Origin of the sequence: Methanoculleus chikugoensis (assembly GCF_019669965.1) — an archaeon.
Classification (GTDB): Archaea; Halobacteriota; Methanomicrobia; order Methanomicrobiales; family Methanoculleaceae; genus Methanoculleus; species Methanoculleus chikugoensis.
This window is the reverse complement of the sequence record NZ_AP019781.1, coordinates 46,359-61,228: the sequence shown is the minus strand read 5'-3', so window position 1 is coordinate 61,228 and position 14,870 is coordinate 46,359. Positions and strand designations below refer to the sequence as shown.

Genomic DNA, 14,870 nt, shown 5'->3' with positions numbered 1-14,870 from the left:
AAGTCAGATGATCGGTTCCGGCGGCCGTCCCGTCGATCGCACGAGCCGCACCATCTCGCCGGGATCGGTCGTCGGGATGTCGCAGGCGTAGTTGGTGCAGACGTATGCCGTCGCCTTCTCCTCGATCGTCACGATATCGCGGGTAAACCCGGCTACCCTCACGATATCCGGCTCCTCTTCATCGGAAGGGCGGAAGATGACGACGGCGTCGGGGGCGTAGTGCGACCGGATGGCGCCGATCATCGCTTTCGTATCCTCCGCGCCCGGAACGCCGGATATGATCACCTCGAAGTTCGGCCCCAGCATGAACTCGAGGCCGGTGAGAAAGTGGGAGCAGGCGGTGGGAGACTCGCTGACGGTTCCGACAAAGACGCGCCGTATGCGCTCCGCCGTCTCCTCGAGTTCGAGGTTCGCCGTCATCCGTCCGAGGACGAAGAGAGCGTACATGGCCACGCTGTTGCCGGAAGGAATCGCCCCGTCGTAGACGGGTTTCTGGCGGACAGGAACGTCCGCATCGTCCGGCACGAAGAAGAACCCTCCCTGGTTGCAGTCCCAGTAGTGCGCGATGAGGTCCCGGGAGAGGTCGACGGCGGTCTTGAGGTAGCCAGGGGTAAACGACGCCTCGTAGACCTCGATGAGCGCCCAGATCATGAACGCGTAGTCGTCGAGGGTTGCCGCGAGGCCGGCATCGCCGCCCCGGTAGCGGTGGAGGAGCCGCCCGTCCTGCCGGCGGAGATTGGTGAGGATGAACGCGGCCGCTCGCTCCGCCGCCGCCAGGTAGTCCGGTTCGTCGAAGACCCGGGCCGCTTTCGCGAGTGCGGCGATCATGAGGCCGTTCCAGTCGGTGAGGATCTTATCGTCCTTGTCCGGGCGGAGACGCCGCTCGCGGGCCGCGAGAAGTTTCTGCCGCCCCTCTTCGACGAACCACGCCAGATCCTCCTCCGGGACTGCGAACTCGTGCGCCCAGGATGCGAGGGGCCGGCGGAGGCGGAGGATGTTTTTGCCTGTCCTCCTCCCACCGGGCTGCTCCCGGTAGTTCCCGGGATCCATGACGTTGAATATCCGGGAGAACCGTTCTCCGTTCTCTTCCCCGAGGACCGCGAGGATCTCGTCCTTCGTCCAGAGGTAGAACTTCCCCTCCTCCCCCTCGCTGTCGGCGTCCTCCGCCGAGTAAAAGCCGCCGTCCGGATCGGTCATGTCGCGCAGGACGTAGGCGATCGTCTCCCGGGCGGTTCTCGCGAACTCCTCCCTCCCCGTCGCGAGGTAGGCCTCCGTATACGCCATGACGAGGAGCGCCTGGTCGTAGAGCATCTTCTCGAAGTGCGGGACGAACCACTCCGCGTCCGTCGAGTAACGGTGGAACCCGTAACCGACCTGGTCGAAGATCCCGCCCCGGCGCATGGCGTGCAGCGTCTTCTCGACCATCGTGTATGCCGGCTCCTTCCCGGTCCGGTTCCCGTACCGGAGCAGGAATATGAGGTTGTGCGGGGTGGGGAACCGGGGCGCATCCCCGAACCCGCCGTTCTCTCCGTCGAAGACCCGGAAGAAGGTGTTATAGGCCTCGTCGAGGACCGCCTCGTCGAGTTCGCCCTCCTCCGGCGGGGTCTTCGCCGCGCTCTGCAGCGCCTGCAACACCTGGTCGCCGGCGCTCTCGAGTTCCTGCCGCTGGGTCTGCCAGATCTTGCTGATCCGGGGGATGAGGTCCAGCAGGCCGGTCATCCCATAGCGGCTATCCTTCGGGATGTAACTCGCCGCAAAGAAGGGTTTTTTATCGGCGGTCATCAGAATGGTGAGCGGCCAGCCTCCGGTCCCGGTCAGTGCGTGGGCGGCCGCCATGTAGACCTGGTCGATATCCGGCCGCTCCTCGCGATCCACCTTGACGCAGACGAAGACGTCGTTTAGGAGTTTCGCGACCTGCGGGTCGGCAAACGACTCTTCTTCCATGACGTGGCACCAGTGGCAGGCCGAGTAGCCGATGGAGAGGAATATCGGTCTTCCCTCCTCCCGCGCCCGTGAAAACGCCTCCTCGCCCCAGGGGTACCAGTCGACGGGGTTATGGGCGTGCTGGAGTAAGTAAGGGCTCTGTTCGTTGATCAGCCGGTTCGGTGGTGATCTCTCCCGCACCGATGCTTCCGGTGCTTCCGGGTCGTATCCGCGTGCCGGGTTCATATCCCTGACGTGCGGATGCAGGCTAATAAAGGTGACTCCTCCCGGCGGACGGAGCGGCCCCGGGGTGCGGACGCCCCTTCCCGCTACCGGGGCGAAGGGCGCCCGGGGGTTAAAAATGAAGTGCGCCCCTCATTCCGCAATGGGAATCTGCTTTGTCTCCTCCGCGGCCGGCTGGATGTAGGGGACATCCACGGCCAAGAGGCCGTTCCGGAACGTCGCCTTCGCCTTGCCGGTGTCGACCGGGCATCCGATCGCATAGGTGCCGACGTAGCGCACGTCGCCGCGGGCTGCATCGATGGAGAAACTGGTCTCCTGCATCTTGAACGTGATGTCCTTCTTGTCGACCCCGGGTAGCTCGATCTCGATATGCAGGTTCTCTTCATTCTCGTCCGAGTACGCGCAGACATAGGGTGCAACTCTCAACGCTGCCATCGCATAACCTCCTATTCGGCAACAGAGGTGCGGGGGTGCTATTTAACGTTTCCCTCTTCCCGTGACCCGGCCCGGGCGCGGCACCGGTCCGCCGTCCCGGGGTGCGGGCGGCAGTACCCCCGAACGGAGGTTTTATCTTACGCTCCTCAAGTATCATGCATGAGCGAGCGGTTCATCTTCACCCGGCACCGTACCCGCTGCTACCACTGCGGCGAGGATGCCGACCAGATCATACAAGCGGTCTCCGCGCAGGCGCAGGTGATCTGCTCAGCCTGCGGGGCAACCCGGATATTCATCCCGCGGTTCGAGAACACCGGGGCGGTCGGAACCTGCACGCCGATCGGGCGCTACGATCTCTGGACGCTCGATGCCGGCGGGCGATGCAAAAATTGTGGGGTCACGGGCCCGCACGATCTTGCGATCGGGTCCAACCATCTCACGACCCGGTGCCGCAACTGCGGCTACACGCACTTCTACCGGTTCAACCTGGAGTATATGGCGAAGCGCCCCGTCGACGACGGGGTCAGCGCTCCTCCCGCACCATAGCGATCGCCCCTTTCGGGCACTCGTTCGCGCAGATGCCGCACCCCTTGCAGTAGTCGAGGTCGATGTTCAGTTCCTCGTCGATGACCCCGTCCGGGCAGTACTGGGCGCAGAGCCCGCAGGCGTTGCACGTCTCCTTATCCACGACGGGCCGGAACGTCCGCCACGTCCCGGTCTTCCCCGACGCGGCCTCCTTCGGCCTGCTGAGCGCAAGTCTCTCTCTCATATCTTCAGCTCCTCGTATGCCGCTCTGGCAGCCTTTACGTTCCGTTCGTCGCTAAACATCTCGCGGATCGCCTGCTCCGCCGACGGGAGGGTGACGATCCCCATCTTCGCGAGCGCCCCGAGCACCGGGGTGTTCAGGATCGGGCTTCCCGCGACCACCAGGTTCTCTGCGAGCGCGATCCCGGTCAGGTCGACGTGGCGGCAGGTTCCGTTGCACCCGGCAACCGGATGAGCGCTGTTTAAGAGAACCGTGCCGTCGGCCTTGAGGCCGTCCAGGACGTCGACGACGTCCATGATGCTCGTGTCAAGGACGATCACGAGATCCGGCTCGTGGATCTGGCTGTACACCTTGATTGGTTCGTCGTCGATCCGGACGAACGAGACGACCGGCGCCCCGCGCCGCTCCGCCCCGTAGAACGGGCAGGCGGTCGCGTGCTTGCCGTCCCTGAACGCCGCGAGGGCGAGGAGTTTCGCGGCGGTGACGCCGCCCTGCCCGCCCCGGGAGTGGATCCTGATCTCATACATGGTCGCTCACCCCGAACCAGGTCTCGGTGCCGGGACGACGGTTCCGGACGAAGTCTGCGATATCGTTGTAGGTGACCTCCTGGCCGCCGAGGCCGGCGATCACGCTGTAGGGCTCGATGCCGGTCTTCGACTTGATGGAATGCGCCACAACACCTCCAAACCCGAAGGAGTAGTCGCGGTCGATGACGACGACCTCCCGCCCGGCAAGATCGAGGTCCGGGAAGGGGCGGAACCAGCGCAGGCGCATGGAACCGGCCTTGATACCCTCGTCGCGGAGACGGTCGATCGCCACCTCCGCTTCTTTACCGAGGGTTCCCATCGCGACGACGACGACGTCGGCGTCCTCGCACCGGTAATCCTCCGTGGGGCCGTAAGAGCGGCCGAACCGCTCGGCAAACTCGCGCTCGACCTCCGCGATCACGCCCCGGGCGTCGCGCATCGACCGCTCGATATCCCACCGGAACCGGAAGTGGTCGTCCGGCCCGGTCATGGGCCCGTAGCCGAGGGGGTTTGCCGTGTCGATGGCGTGCGGGAGGTGGTAGGGAGGCACGAAGTCGCCGAGTTCCACCGTGTCGAGCGACTGCGTGATGTGGCTCAATGCAAACCCGTCCAGGTTGACCATCATCGGGAGGAGAACCCTCTCGTCCTCGGCGATCCGAAACGCCATCAGGGTGGCGTCGTAGGCCTCCTGGACGGTGCCCACGAAGACCTGCAGCCATCCCGTGTCGCGCTGGGAGAAGGCGTCGGTATGCTCCGCCCAGGTGTTCCACCCGGGCCCGAGGGCACGGTTGACGTTCGCCATGACGATGGGGAGACGCGCGCCCGCGGCCCAGTGGATCATCTCGTGCATGTAGAGGAGGCCGTGGGAACTCGTCGCCGTGAACGTCCGGACGCCGCCGACGCTCGCCCCGATGCAGGCCGCCATCGCCGAGTGCTCGCTCTCCACCGGGATGTAGCGGCTCTCGAGGTCGCCGCCGGCGACATACTCGGCGATCTGCTCGACGATCTCTGTCTGGGGGGTGATCGGATATGCGGCGATGACGCCCGGTTTCGCGGCCTTCACCGCAGCGGCCACCGCCTTGTTGCCGGTCGCGATCGTCAGCATACGCCTGCCTCCTCACGGGCGAGCCGCTGGATGTTCTGCTGCACCTGCTGGCGCATCAGGTCGATGATATCGGGGCTCAGGTTCTTGAACCGGCCCTGGCCTTTGATGTAGTCCTCGAGCGGCGCGGGTTTCTTCATCGCCGCCTTTGACGGGCCGCTGATCGAGAGTTTCCCGAACTCGCGCTCGTAGAGGATCCACGTTCCGGTCTTCACGGCGAGTTTCCCCATCTCGACCGTCTTCTCCGTGGGGTAGCGCCACCCCGGCGGGCACGGTGCGAGGATATGGATGAACTTGGGGCCTTCGATCGAGAGCGCCTTCTTGACCTTCTTGTAGAGGTCGAGGGGGTAGGCGCTGCAGGCGGTCGCCATGTAGGGCGGGTTGTGCGCCTCGACGATCCGGTCGAGGTCTTTCTTGGTCGTGGGCTTGCCGCCGGGGGTCGTGGTGGTGCGCGCCCCGAGCGGGGTTGCGCCCGACCGCTGCATGCCGGTGTTGCCGTATGCCTCGTTATCGTAGCAGATATAAAGGAAATTGGTGCCGCGCTCAAAAGCGCCGGAGAGCGCCTGGATGCCGATATCGACCGTTCCGCCGTCGCCCGCGTAGACGATGACGTTGGTCTCCCTCCCCATGGCTGCGAACGCCTCGCTCATACCGGAGGCGCAGGCCGCGGATGCGGCAAACGCCACGTTGTAGACGGGCACGTTCATCGCGGTGCCGGGGTAGATCCCCTGGATGACGCTGGTGCAGCAGGCGGGTACGACCAGGACGGAGTCGGGTCCGGCGGCTTTGAGCACGTAACGCAGACATAGGGAAGAGCTGCACCCCGCGCAGGCGGACGTGCACTTATAGAGATACTCTTCCTTTGGAATCGCTGACAAATTGGTTACACTCCTCATGGTTATATTTGTCATCAATTGTAATGAGGGTTTTGCGATCCGGTCCCCGGGAACCCGGTGGTTTTCCCGCGGAATGACCGGCCGGAATGCAGGATGCGTTGAAGAACGGGTCGGGGACGGGGTCCTGTTTAACCGGACTCCTCTGTCCCCCCGTATTCACCTTCGTTCAGTTCCCGGCGTTCTGCCCCGGAGCACGTCTCCTGCGCGCAAGTTCGGGGTGGAACAGCCGCCGGACGAGGCCGGCACAGCATCTCAGGCAGAACGGCGTGAAGAACCAGGCTCCCATCTCCAGGAGCGGGAAGATGCCTTTGCGGCGTATCCGGTAACGGTAACTCTCGAGGTTCATCTTCATGTAGACCGGCGCGATCTCCTCGAACCACCTTGCCCTGGTGAGCCTCCCCTCGGCGACCGGCCGCGAGATCTCGGATAGAAAGTTCTGGATCTCCTCGGCCATCGCTCCCTCTGCGGGATGGGGTATGAAGTCGTCGTCGATGATGAGCGGCACCGTCTCATGCCCTCCGACGACGCCGTTCTTCTGCAGGTCGACCGAGAGCATGATCGCCTCCCGCGAGATGTTGTGGGGCCAGCGCGGTTCGAACTGGAACATGCCGAGCGAATAGGCAATGAGCCCCCCGTGGTAGCGTTCGATCGCCTGCATGGTATGCGGGTGGTGCCCGAGGATCAGGGTGGCCCCGGCATCGATGAGCCGGTGGGCGAGGTCGATCTGCTCGGGAGACGGGTAGTAGGCCATCTCCGTCCCCCAGTGCAGCGAGACGGCGATATGGTCGCACCGGCCTTTGAGGGAGACGATATCCCTGAAGACTTCCTCCTCGACCAGCCGGTTGACCGAGACCTCACGCGATATGGCGAGTTTGCCGATCGTATAGCCCGCAAACCCGATCGAGATGCCGTTCCTCTCGAGGATGACCGGTTCCTGCCGGTCTTCGGTCGCCGATCCGCCGATGGCGACGATCCCCCGTCTCTCGAGCGCGTTCAGAGTGTTCCTGAATCCCTCGACCCCGAGGTCGCCGGAGTGGTTGTTTGCAACGCTCATGACGTCGAACCCGGCCTCCTTCAGGTACCGGGCCGCGTCCGGGCATGTGAAGATCACGTGGTGCTTCTCTACCGGTTCGCCCGTATCCGAGAGAGTGGTCTCCAGGTTCCCGAAGAGGACGTCTTTACCCTCAAGAAGATGACCGACCTTTCCGAATGGGTATTGATGGTTCGCCGTCCGAACCCATATGTCTCCTACTGCTGTTAGCCTGAGTCTTTGCATGGTTCTCACACCGAAATGCCCCACTGATCCAGCGGGAGTTCCTGTATCAGGAACTGGTATTTGCCGCGCCGGGTGCGGGGAATCTCATCGACGAAGCGGACGGTCACGTCCACGCCGCCGTCGAATTTTCTGTCGAGTTCTCGGAGGATGCGTTCCGTGTCGCGGTCGCCGTAGCCGGGTTTTTTCACGATCCGCAGCAGGGCCTCTCCTTCTTTCTCCTGGTGAAACTGAAACTGCGCGACGTTGTCGAAGATGTCGGAGTGCATGTTCACCGCGGTCATCGATACGAACCGGCGGTTCTTCGTCACGATGAACTCCTGGAGCCTCCCCTCGACCCGCTCGAGTATCGGGTAGGCGCGGCCGCAGGTGCAGGGGTCTCTCCCGCGAACCGCGACGTCCATGGTGCGGTAGCGGATGAGAGGGCAGACGAAGTTGGTGAGGTTGGTCGCGACCACCTCGCCCATGGCGCCGGCCCCTTCGACGGGCCGTCCGTCCCGCCCGATCAGTTCGACGATCCCGTATTCGGGGAAGATGTGGTAGTGGGTGCTCTCCTCGCACTCGCCGGCGAGCACCGTCTGCTCGGAGTTGCCGTACCAGGAGAAGACCCGGCACCCGAAGACCTCGGTGAGGAGGTCGCGCTGCCAGGGGTAGAGGTTCTCCGACCCGCAGAGGACGGCCTTGACGGTCGGGATGGGCTCGATGCCGTGCTCCCGCATGTACCGCGCCAGGATCGTCGCCACCGAGGGATACGCCTGGATGAAGCGGGGTTTGAACCTCCGGATCCGGTCGATGTAGTCCGGCAGGGTCTCCTCGGTCATGTGGTGGGAAGACATCAGCAGCCACCGGCCGCCGAGGGTCTTCTTCCAGTAGACACCATCCTTTGCCGACCCGATGATGTAGCCCCGGAGGACGACGCAGCGGTCGGTGAATCGGTAGCCGACGCGGTCCCACTGGGTCTTCATGAACGCCCACTCCCGGGCGCGGGAGACCCCTTTCTCGTAGTAGAATCCGACCGGGATCCCGGTGGAGCCGCCGGTGGTGACGTACTCGAAGGCGGACTCGGGGTAGTTCCGGGCCTTCAGGTCCGGGAGGTTGGCCTGGAGATCCTCCCGGGTCAGGATCGGGAGGAGCGCCAGGTCGTCGGGAGTCCGGATGTCCTCCGGGACAAGGCCGCGTTCCTGAAAGACCCTTCGATAGTAGGGGACATTCTCGTAGGCGTGGTCGAGCAGCCGCGAGAGCGCCCGGGCCTGGTAGGTCGCGAGGTCTTCCCGGCTCCACCCCTGGGACTCCCGGAGGAGGGCGTAGGTCTTTCTATACGCGGAGTATGCAGGGAGGATGCGGAGCGCCCTCGCCGTCACAGAATCCTCGGGCCGGAGAGCCCTCAATCCCCGATGATTCATCCGCACACCCATCGGGGTGCTCATGCCTATACTCGGCATTAAACGTTTTGCTCCCGGTATGGCCGGACGGCACCGGCGACATGATGAAGGTGACCGGCTTAGCCGGGAGACCGGGTACGTTCAGAAGAAGTTCTCGGAGTACGGTATCGCGATCAGATCCCGGCCGGATGCACGGCAAAAATGTTTCAGGAACTCGGGAAAGAGGCTGTTCTCCGGGATGAGCACCCAGACGTCGCCGTATGCATCGGAACCGTTGCCTTCCCACGAACGGAACGAAACGTCGTCCATGGCGAGGAGGCGGAGTGCGACCATGCCCCTACCTCACGTGTTCTTATATAAATAGATTTGTCGGCGGGGCCGGGCGCGGCCACCGCGACCGGCTGCCCGACACGGCGCCCCCTCGGAAAGGTATATATGAGTCCGGGAGATGATTAGAGGTCGCCGAGCCGCAGACTGCATGACAGCGCCGGAGGGACGGAAGGGATGACAGCGATCAGAGTCGAGGACAGAGATACCTGGGATACTTTCATCGACGAGAGCCCTTCGGGCCTCCTCTTTCATAAGTGGGACTACCTGCACCTGACGGCAAACCATACAAAGAGCACGCTTCTTCCCTACGCGATCTACAACGGCGACGAGCCGCTCTGCGTATTCCCGCTCTTCTGGAAGCGGATGCACGGGATCAACGCCGTTTTTTCACCCCCGCCCCTCACGGTGATCCCCCACCTCGGGTGCGTAATGAACGGGAAGTTCGGGTCGCTCAAGCGGAGCAAGAAAGAATCCCTTCTCGGGCTGATTGCAGAGGAAATTCGCGGGGAACTCCTCGATATCTCGCCGAACTACCTCTCGATAGCCTTCGTCCCGGGCTTTCACGATATACGCCACTACCTCTGGGACCGGTGCGATGCACGGGTCCGGTACACCTACACCATCGATCTTGAGCGCCCGATCGAGGAGATCTGGAACAACCTCCACTACAAGCTCCGCAACAAACTGAAGAAGGAGTCGAAAGCGGGTCTTCGGCTGGAGAGATCCGGCGATATCTCCACGCTCCATACGCTCATCTCCGAGCGCTACCGTGACCCGTCGCTCGACATCCCGCCGATCAAGCGCGACTACCTCGAGGATCTCGTGCGTGCCTACCCGGAGATCGGGGTCTACACCCTCTACGATGCAGAGGACGAGGTCGCGGCCGTGGTTGCCGCCCAGGAGTACAGGCGGTTCCTGCTCTGGATGGGAACCCCGAGGATCGAGAGCGCTCATGCCGGGAACGAGTATCTCCAGTGGCTCCTGATCGAGCGTGCACGTGCCGAAGGCTACCGGACGTTTGAGAATATGGGTGCGAACAACCCCGATCTGGCCTTCTTCAAATCGAAGTTCAACCCCGATCTTACGATGTACTTTGAGATTGAGAAGAAAGACGGCCTCGGCGCGTTCTCCGAGTGGGCATACCGCTCCTTCGTGAAACGGTTGATGATGGCGACCGGAAGAGTTTAGGGTTCGCCGCCGTCTCTCTCCTCTCCGCTACCTCACTGCACAGGGCAGCATGTGGTATCCTGAAACCCGCGGTTCAGGGGGCCCATACCCGAAAAAGCCGGAATGAGTAGTGCGTTTGTGCGACGGGCCCTGCTCTACGCCCCGGCACGAATGGCCGGCCGCAGGAGGTAAGGCCTGCCGGTTTCTCCGGCAGAACGGAGGAAGAACCGTTTGCCGGTCGAGATCATCGCCGACAGAGATACCTGGGATGCATTTGTCGACGACAGCCCCTCGCGCCCCTCCTCTTTCATAAATGGGACTTCTTAACGATCACAGAGCAGCATACCGGGGCGAACGATCCGAACCCGATCAACAGGCCGCCGATCAAGAAGAGGTTTGTCCCCCGCATCGACCGAACCGGAGAGTGCCCTCCCGGGGCAGCAGAGCCCCCCGGCCGGTTAAAAACCGTTCGGGCCCCCGCTCCCGGCACTGTCCCGGGAAGATATAAATATGCCCTTTGAGGTATCCTGTAGCGGGCGCGGTCTGGCATGACCGATCGCCGGAAGTCAGGCTCTATGGTGCTCGAATTCATCAAAGATAGGGAATTGTGGGACTCTTTCGTAGATGCAAGCACGTATGGGTTGCTTTTCCACAAGTGGGACTACATAACGATCACCGCACAGCACGCGGGCTATCGGCTCCTCCCCTACGGGATTTACAAGGGGGAGGAACTGGTCTGCCTCGCTCCGCTCTACTTAAAGAGCACGCATGGGGTGAAGATACTCTTCTCGCCGCCGCCCATGCAGGCGGTCGTCCCCTACCAGGGATTCGTCCCGGGGAAGTCGTTTGATACGCTGAAGTTGGGCAAGAAGGAGGAGATCATGGATCTCGTTGCGGGGGATCTCTCCGCGGAGATCGATGCCATCTCACCGCATTACTTCTCCCTGACCCTCGTTCCCGGCCTCACCGATGTCAGGCAGTTTCTCTGGCGGGGATACGACCCGAAGGTTCACTACACCTACGTTGTCGACATCTCGCGACCGACCGAGAAGATCTGGAGTGATTTTCACTACAAACTTCGCAACAAGCTCCGGAAGGCCGAAAAGGCCGGTATGAACCTCGTGCGAAGCGCCGATATTTCAACGCTGTATACGTCGCTTACCGAGCGGTTCAGCCAGCCGGAGATGAAGATCGCGATGGTCAGCAGGCGCTACTTCGAGGAGCTCTTCCGGGCGTATCCGGACCATCTCGCGGCATATTACCTCTACGACCGGGAAGGTGCCCTCATGGGAGCCGTCGCCACCCAGGAGTACAAACGGTTCCTGCTCTGGATAGGAACCCCGCGGATCGAGGGGGTTCATGCCGGGAACGAGTATCTCCAGTGGCTCCTGATCCAGCGTGCAAAGGCCGAAGGCTACTCGTACCTGGAGAATATCGGAGCGAACACACCTGACCTGAACTTCTTCAAATCAAGGTTCTGTTCGAGTCTCGGCATATATATGGAGGTCCTTCGGAAGGACGCGGTCGGGACCCTGGCGGAATGGGCATACAGCAACGTCATCAATAAACCCTGGCTGAAACGCCGGTTCGTCCCCTACATCGACTGAACGGTCAGAGGTCGCCGATCGAGATGGGAAGTTTCTGGATGAGGTACCGGAACTTCCCGCCCTCGGTGCGGGGGATCTCATCGACGAAACGGACGTGGACGTTCACCCCGTCACCGAGCTGGCACCGGAGTTCGTCTGTCAACTGCCGGGTGTCCTTCTCGGTGTAAGCCGGTTTTCTGACGATCTTCATGATGAGTTCCCCCGCCTCCTCCTGGTACATCTGGAACTGCCGTATATTCTCGAACGCTTCGGATTCGTAGTTGATGGGGGTGACGGAGATCAGGTGCCCGCTCCGGGTTACGATGAACTCCTGGAGCCTCCCCTCGACCTTCTCGAGCAGGGGATACTCTCTCCCGCAGGAGCACCGCTTTTCCGTGGCGACCGCGATGTCCATGGTGCGGTAGCGGATGAGGGGGCAGGCGAAGTTGGTGAGGTTGGTCGCGACCACCTCGCCCATGGCGCCGGCCCCTTCGACGGGCCGTCCGTCCCGTCCGATCAGTTCGACGATCCCGTATTCGGGGAAGATGTGGTAGCGGGTGCTCTCCTCGCACTCGCCGGCAAGCACCGTCTGCTCGGAGTTGCCGTACCAGGAGAAGACCCGGCACCCGAAGACCTCGGTGAGGAGGTCGCGCTGCCAGGGGTAGAGGTTCTCCGACCCGCAGAGGACGGCCTTGACGGTCGGGATGGGCTCAATGCCGTGCTCCCGCATATACCGGGCGAGTATCACGGCCGTGGAGGGATAGACGTGGATGAACCGGGGCATGAACCTCCGGATCCGGTCGACGTAGTCCGGCAGGGTCTCCTCGGTCATCTGGTGGGAGGACATGATCAGCCACCGGCCGAAGAGCGCACGCCTCCAGTAGGTGCCGCTGGATGCCGCGTCCACGACGTGCCCCCGGAGGACGACGCAGCGGTCGGTGAACCGGTAGCCGACGCGGTCCCACTGGGTCTTCATGAACGCCCACTCCCGGGCGCGGGAGACCCCTTTCTCGTAGTAGAACCCCATGGGGGTGCCGGTTGAGCCGGATGTGCGCACGTACTCGAAGGCGGACTCGGGGTAGTTCCGGGCCTTCAGGTCCGGGAGGTTGGCCTGGACGATCTCCTTGGTCAGGAACGGGAGGAGCGCCAGGTCGTCGGGAGTCCGGATGTCCTCCGGGACAAGGCCGCGCTCCTGAAAGACCCTTCGATAGTAGGGGACATTCTCGTAGGCGTGGTCGAGCAGCCGCGAGAGCGCCCGGGCCTGGTAGGCCGCGAGTTCCTCCCGGCTCCACCACTGTGACTGCCGGAGGAGTGCATACATCTGCCGGTAGGTACGGTACGACGGCACCAGACTGAGTGCTTTGACGGTGAGCGGGTTTGCACGCGACACCCATCGATGAAGACCGGCCTTCATATATATACCTCCCTGGTCAGGCGAGCAGGTCGTGGGAGACATGTTCGACAATCCCCCCTTCGCGGTCGCTGAAGTGTATCGGCAGGCCCTGAACGAAGTAACGGTACTTGCCGCGGGCGGTGAGCGGTATGTTGTCGACGTACCTGATGGTGATACGGACGTCGTCGCCGCAACTCCTGCTCACCTCCCGGTAGAGATACTCCGCGTCCTGCTTGCTGAACGCCGGTTTTCTCACGATATTCAGTATGACTTCCCCGACCTTCTCCTGGTAGAACTGAAATTGTTTAACGTTGTCGAACGCATCGGTATCGATGTTCATGGCGATCCCGGAGAGGAGTTCGCCTTTGTCCGTCACAATGAAGTCCTGAACCCTTCCTTCCACGCGCTCGAGTATCGGGTAGGCACGGCCGCAGGAACAGGCCCCTCCGGCCGCCGTGGCAAGGTCCATGGTGCGGTAGCGGATGAGGGGGCAGACGAAGTTGGTGAGGTTGGTCGTGACCACCTCGCCCATCGCCCCCGGGCCCCGGACGGGCCGTCCGTCCCGTCCGATCAGTTCGACGATCCCGTATTCGGGGAAGATGTGGTAGTGGGTGCTCTCCTCGCACTCGCCGGCGAGCACCGTCTGCTCGGAGTTGCCGTACCAGGAGAAGACCCGGCACCCGAAGACCTCGGTGAGGAGGTCGCGCTGCCAGGGGTAGAGGTTCTCCGACCCGCAGAGGACGGCCTTGACGGTCGAGATGGGCTCGATGCCGTGCTCCCGCATATACCGGGCGAGTATCACGGCCGTGGAGGGGTATCCCTGGATGAAGCGGGGTTTGAACCTCCGGATCCGGTCGATGTAGGCGGGCAGGGTCTCCTCGGTCATGTGGTGGGAAGACATCAGCAGCCACCGGCCGCCGAGGGTCTTCTTCCAGTAGACACCGTTTTTTGCCGACCCGATGATGTAGCCCCGGAGGACGACGCAGCGGTCGGTGAATCGGTAGCCGACGCGGTCCCACTGGGTCTTCATGAACGCCCACTCCCGGGCGCGGGAGACCCCTTTCTCGTAGTAGAACCCGACCGGGATCCCAGTGGAGCCGCCGGTGGTGACGTACTCGAAGGCGGACTCGGGGTAGTTCCGGGCCTTCAGGTCCGGGAGGTTGGCCTGGAGATCCTCCCGGGTCAGGATCGGGAGGAGCGCCAGGTCGTCGGGAGTCCGGATGTCTTCCGGGACAAGGCCGCGCTCCTGAAAGACCCTCCGGTAGTAGGGGACATTCCTGTAGGCGTGGTCGAGCAGCCGCGAGAGCGCCCGGGCCTGGTAGGCCGCGAGCTCTTCCCGGCTCCACCCCTGGGACTCCCGGAGGAAAGCGTAGGTCTTTCGATAGACGTTATAGGCCGGGAGAAGCCCGAGAGCTTTTGCAGTGAACGATTCTCTGCCGCAGATCCTCTCTCCCAGACGAATCATGCCCTTTGTCCCCCTTCTCATGCGTTCTTGTGCCGTGTGCATTGAGGACGCACGGTCATCCCGCCTCTTCGCCCCGCTCTTCCGGTCTCCACCGGGCTCTTTCCGGTCGTTTCCCGGAGGATCTCCCGGACGGCTCTCCACCAGTGCATCGGGACAGTATACCCCCAAACAACGTATATAAAAATTGGCATGCTGTCATCTCTCCCATTCGGGATCAGGGTTCTATGGACGAACGGATCGCTCTCCGGATGACATACAGCGGGCGTCCTGATCCGGTTCTTCTCAACGGACCGCCTGATTTCCAGGATTTCCTGTCAGAGAATACCTTTTCGGAAACATGACCCGGTAATCTGGCTGATTGGATAAACTATAAATATGCGAA

Annotated in this window: 15 protein-coding genes; 3 read left to right on the top strand and 12 right to left on the bottom strand. The window is 62.7% G+C overall.

Going from position 1 to position 14,870, the window contains the following annotated elements; genetic code table 11:
- Positions 1-3: 3 nt before the first annotated feature.
- Together MchiMG62_RS00285 and MchiMG62_RS00280 are read right to left on the bottom strand one after the other, a co-directional pair.
- Positions 4-2,169, bottom strand: a complete 2,166-nt coding sequence (locus MchiMG62_RS00285) for a thioredoxin domain-containing protein (RefSeq protein ID WP_221057391.1) — start codon at positions 2,167-2,169, stop codon at positions 4-6.
- A 129-nt stretch (positions 2,170-2,298) separates the two neighbouring features.
- A complete protein-coding gene (locus tag MchiMG62_RS00280; RefSeq protein ID WP_221057390.1) occupies positions 2,299-2,601 on the bottom strand; it encodes an Hsp20/alpha crystallin family protein in 303 nt (100 codons plus the stop codon).
- 159 nt (positions 2,602-2,760) lie between these two features.
- Here MchiMG62_RS00280 and MchiMG62_RS00275 point away from each other — a divergent pair, with 159 nt between their 5' ends.
- Positions 2,761-3,147: a hypothetical protein gene (locus MchiMG62_RS00275; protein WP_221057389.1), complete on the top strand. Its 387-nt coding sequence runs from the start codon at positions 2,761-2,763 to the stop codon at positions 3,145-3,147.
- On the opposite strand, the gene MchiMG62_RS00270 is transcribed toward MchiMG62_RS00275, so the two are convergent.
- The 7 genes from MchiMG62_RS00270 to MchiMG62_RS00240 all read right to left on the bottom strand — a co-directional run bounded on the left by MchiMG62_RS00270 (position 3,125) and on the right by MchiMG62_RS00240 (position 8,880).
- On the bottom strand, positions 3,125-3,370 hold the full coding sequence (locus tag MchiMG62_RS00270; protein ID WP_048114432.1) for a 4Fe-4S binding protein: 246 nt from the start codon (positions 3,368-3,370) through the stop codon (positions 3,125-3,127). The genes MchiMG62_RS00275 and MchiMG62_RS00270 overlap by 23 nt on opposite strands.
- Positions 3,367-3,894 (bottom strand): 2-oxoacid:acceptor oxidoreductase family protein, encoded by a 528-nt coding sequence (locus MchiMG62_RS00265; protein WP_221057388.1) that lies wholly within the window; start codon positions 3,892-3,894, stop codon positions 3,367-3,369. The genes MchiMG62_RS00270 and MchiMG62_RS00265 overlap by 4 nt, the downstream gene beginning before the upstream one ends.
- Positions 3,887-4,999 carry a transketolase C-terminal domain-containing protein gene (locus tag MchiMG62_RS00260; RefSeq protein ID WP_221057387.1) on the bottom strand — a complete coding sequence of 371 codons (1,113 nt, stop codon included), beginning with the start codon at positions 4,997-4,999 and terminating at the stop codon, positions 3,887-3,889. The genes MchiMG62_RS00265 and MchiMG62_RS00260 overlap by 8 nt, the downstream gene beginning before the upstream one ends.
- On the bottom strand, positions 4,993-5,907 hold the full coding sequence (locus MchiMG62_RS00255; protein WP_221057386.1) for a thiamine pyrophosphate-dependent enzyme: 915 nt from the start codon (positions 5,905-5,907) through the stop codon (positions 4,993-4,995). The genes MchiMG62_RS00260 and MchiMG62_RS00255 overlap by 7 nt, the downstream gene beginning before the upstream one ends.
- A gap of 151 nt (positions 5,908-6,058) precedes the next feature.
- On the bottom strand, positions 6,059-7,168 hold the full coding sequence (locus tag MchiMG62_RS00250; RefSeq protein WP_221057385.1) for a CapA family protein: 1,110 nt from the start codon (positions 7,166-7,168) through the stop codon (positions 6,059-6,061).
- A 5-nt stretch (positions 7,169-7,173) separates the two neighbouring features.
- Entirely contained in the window at positions 7,174-8,607 is a 1,434-nt protein-coding gene (locus tag MchiMG62_RS00245; protein ID WP_244987731.1) for a phenylacetate--CoA ligase family protein, read from the bottom strand.
- An 81-nt stretch (positions 8,608-8,688) separates the two neighbouring features.
- Positions 8,689-8,880, bottom strand: a complete 192-nt coding sequence (locus MchiMG62_RS00240; protein ID WP_054847570.1) for a hypothetical protein — start codon at positions 8,878-8,880, stop codon at positions 8,689-8,691.
- Positions 8,881-9,051: 171 nt separating this feature from the next.
- On the opposite strand from MchiMG62_RS00240, the gene MchiMG62_RS00235 reads away from it, so the two are divergent.
- Both MchiMG62_RS00235 and MchiMG62_RS00230 read left to right on the top strand, forming a co-directional pair.
- Positions 9,052-10,065 carry a GNAT family N-acetyltransferase gene (locus MchiMG62_RS00235; RefSeq protein WP_221057384.1) on the top strand — a complete coding sequence of 338 codons (1,014 nt, stop codon included), beginning with the start codon at positions 9,052-9,054 and terminating at the stop codon, positions 10,063-10,065.
- A 554-nt stretch (positions 10,066-10,619) separates the two neighbouring features.
- The gene (locus tag MchiMG62_RS00230; RefSeq protein WP_221057383.1) at positions 10,620-11,651 is read left to right on the top strand and encodes a GNAT family N-acetyltransferase; all 1,032 of its coding nucleotides are present in this window, start codon (positions 10,620-10,622) and stop codon (positions 11,649-11,651) included.
- A gap of 4 nt (positions 11,652-11,655) precedes the next feature.
- Here the strand turns inward: MchiMG62_RS00230 and MchiMG62_RS00225 are convergent, their stop codons facing one another.
- Genes MchiMG62_RS00225 through MchiMG62_RS13275 form a run of 3 tightly spaced genes read right to left on the bottom strand, consistent with a single transcriptional unit; the run spans position 11,656 to position 14,637 of the window.
- The gene (locus MchiMG62_RS00225) at positions 11,656-13,020 is read right to left on the bottom strand and encodes a phenylacetate--CoA ligase family protein (RefSeq protein ID WP_425331893.1); all 1,365 of its coding nucleotides are present in this window, start codon (positions 13,018-13,020) and stop codon (positions 11,656-11,658) included.
- A 40-nt stretch (positions 13,021-13,060) separates the two neighbouring features.
- Positions 13,061-14,488, bottom strand: a complete 1,428-nt coding sequence (locus tag MchiMG62_RS00220; protein WP_221057381.1) for a phenylacetate--CoA ligase family protein — start codon at positions 14,486-14,488, stop codon at positions 13,061-13,063.
- A 17-nt stretch (positions 14,489-14,505) separates the two neighbouring features.
- Positions 14,506-14,637 carry a hypothetical protein gene (locus tag MchiMG62_RS13275; RefSeq protein WP_280636162.1) on the bottom strand — a complete coding sequence of 44 codons (132 nt, stop codon included), beginning with the start codon at positions 14,635-14,637 and terminating at the stop codon, positions 14,506-14,508.
- Positions 14,638-14,870: the final 233 nt, after the last annotated feature.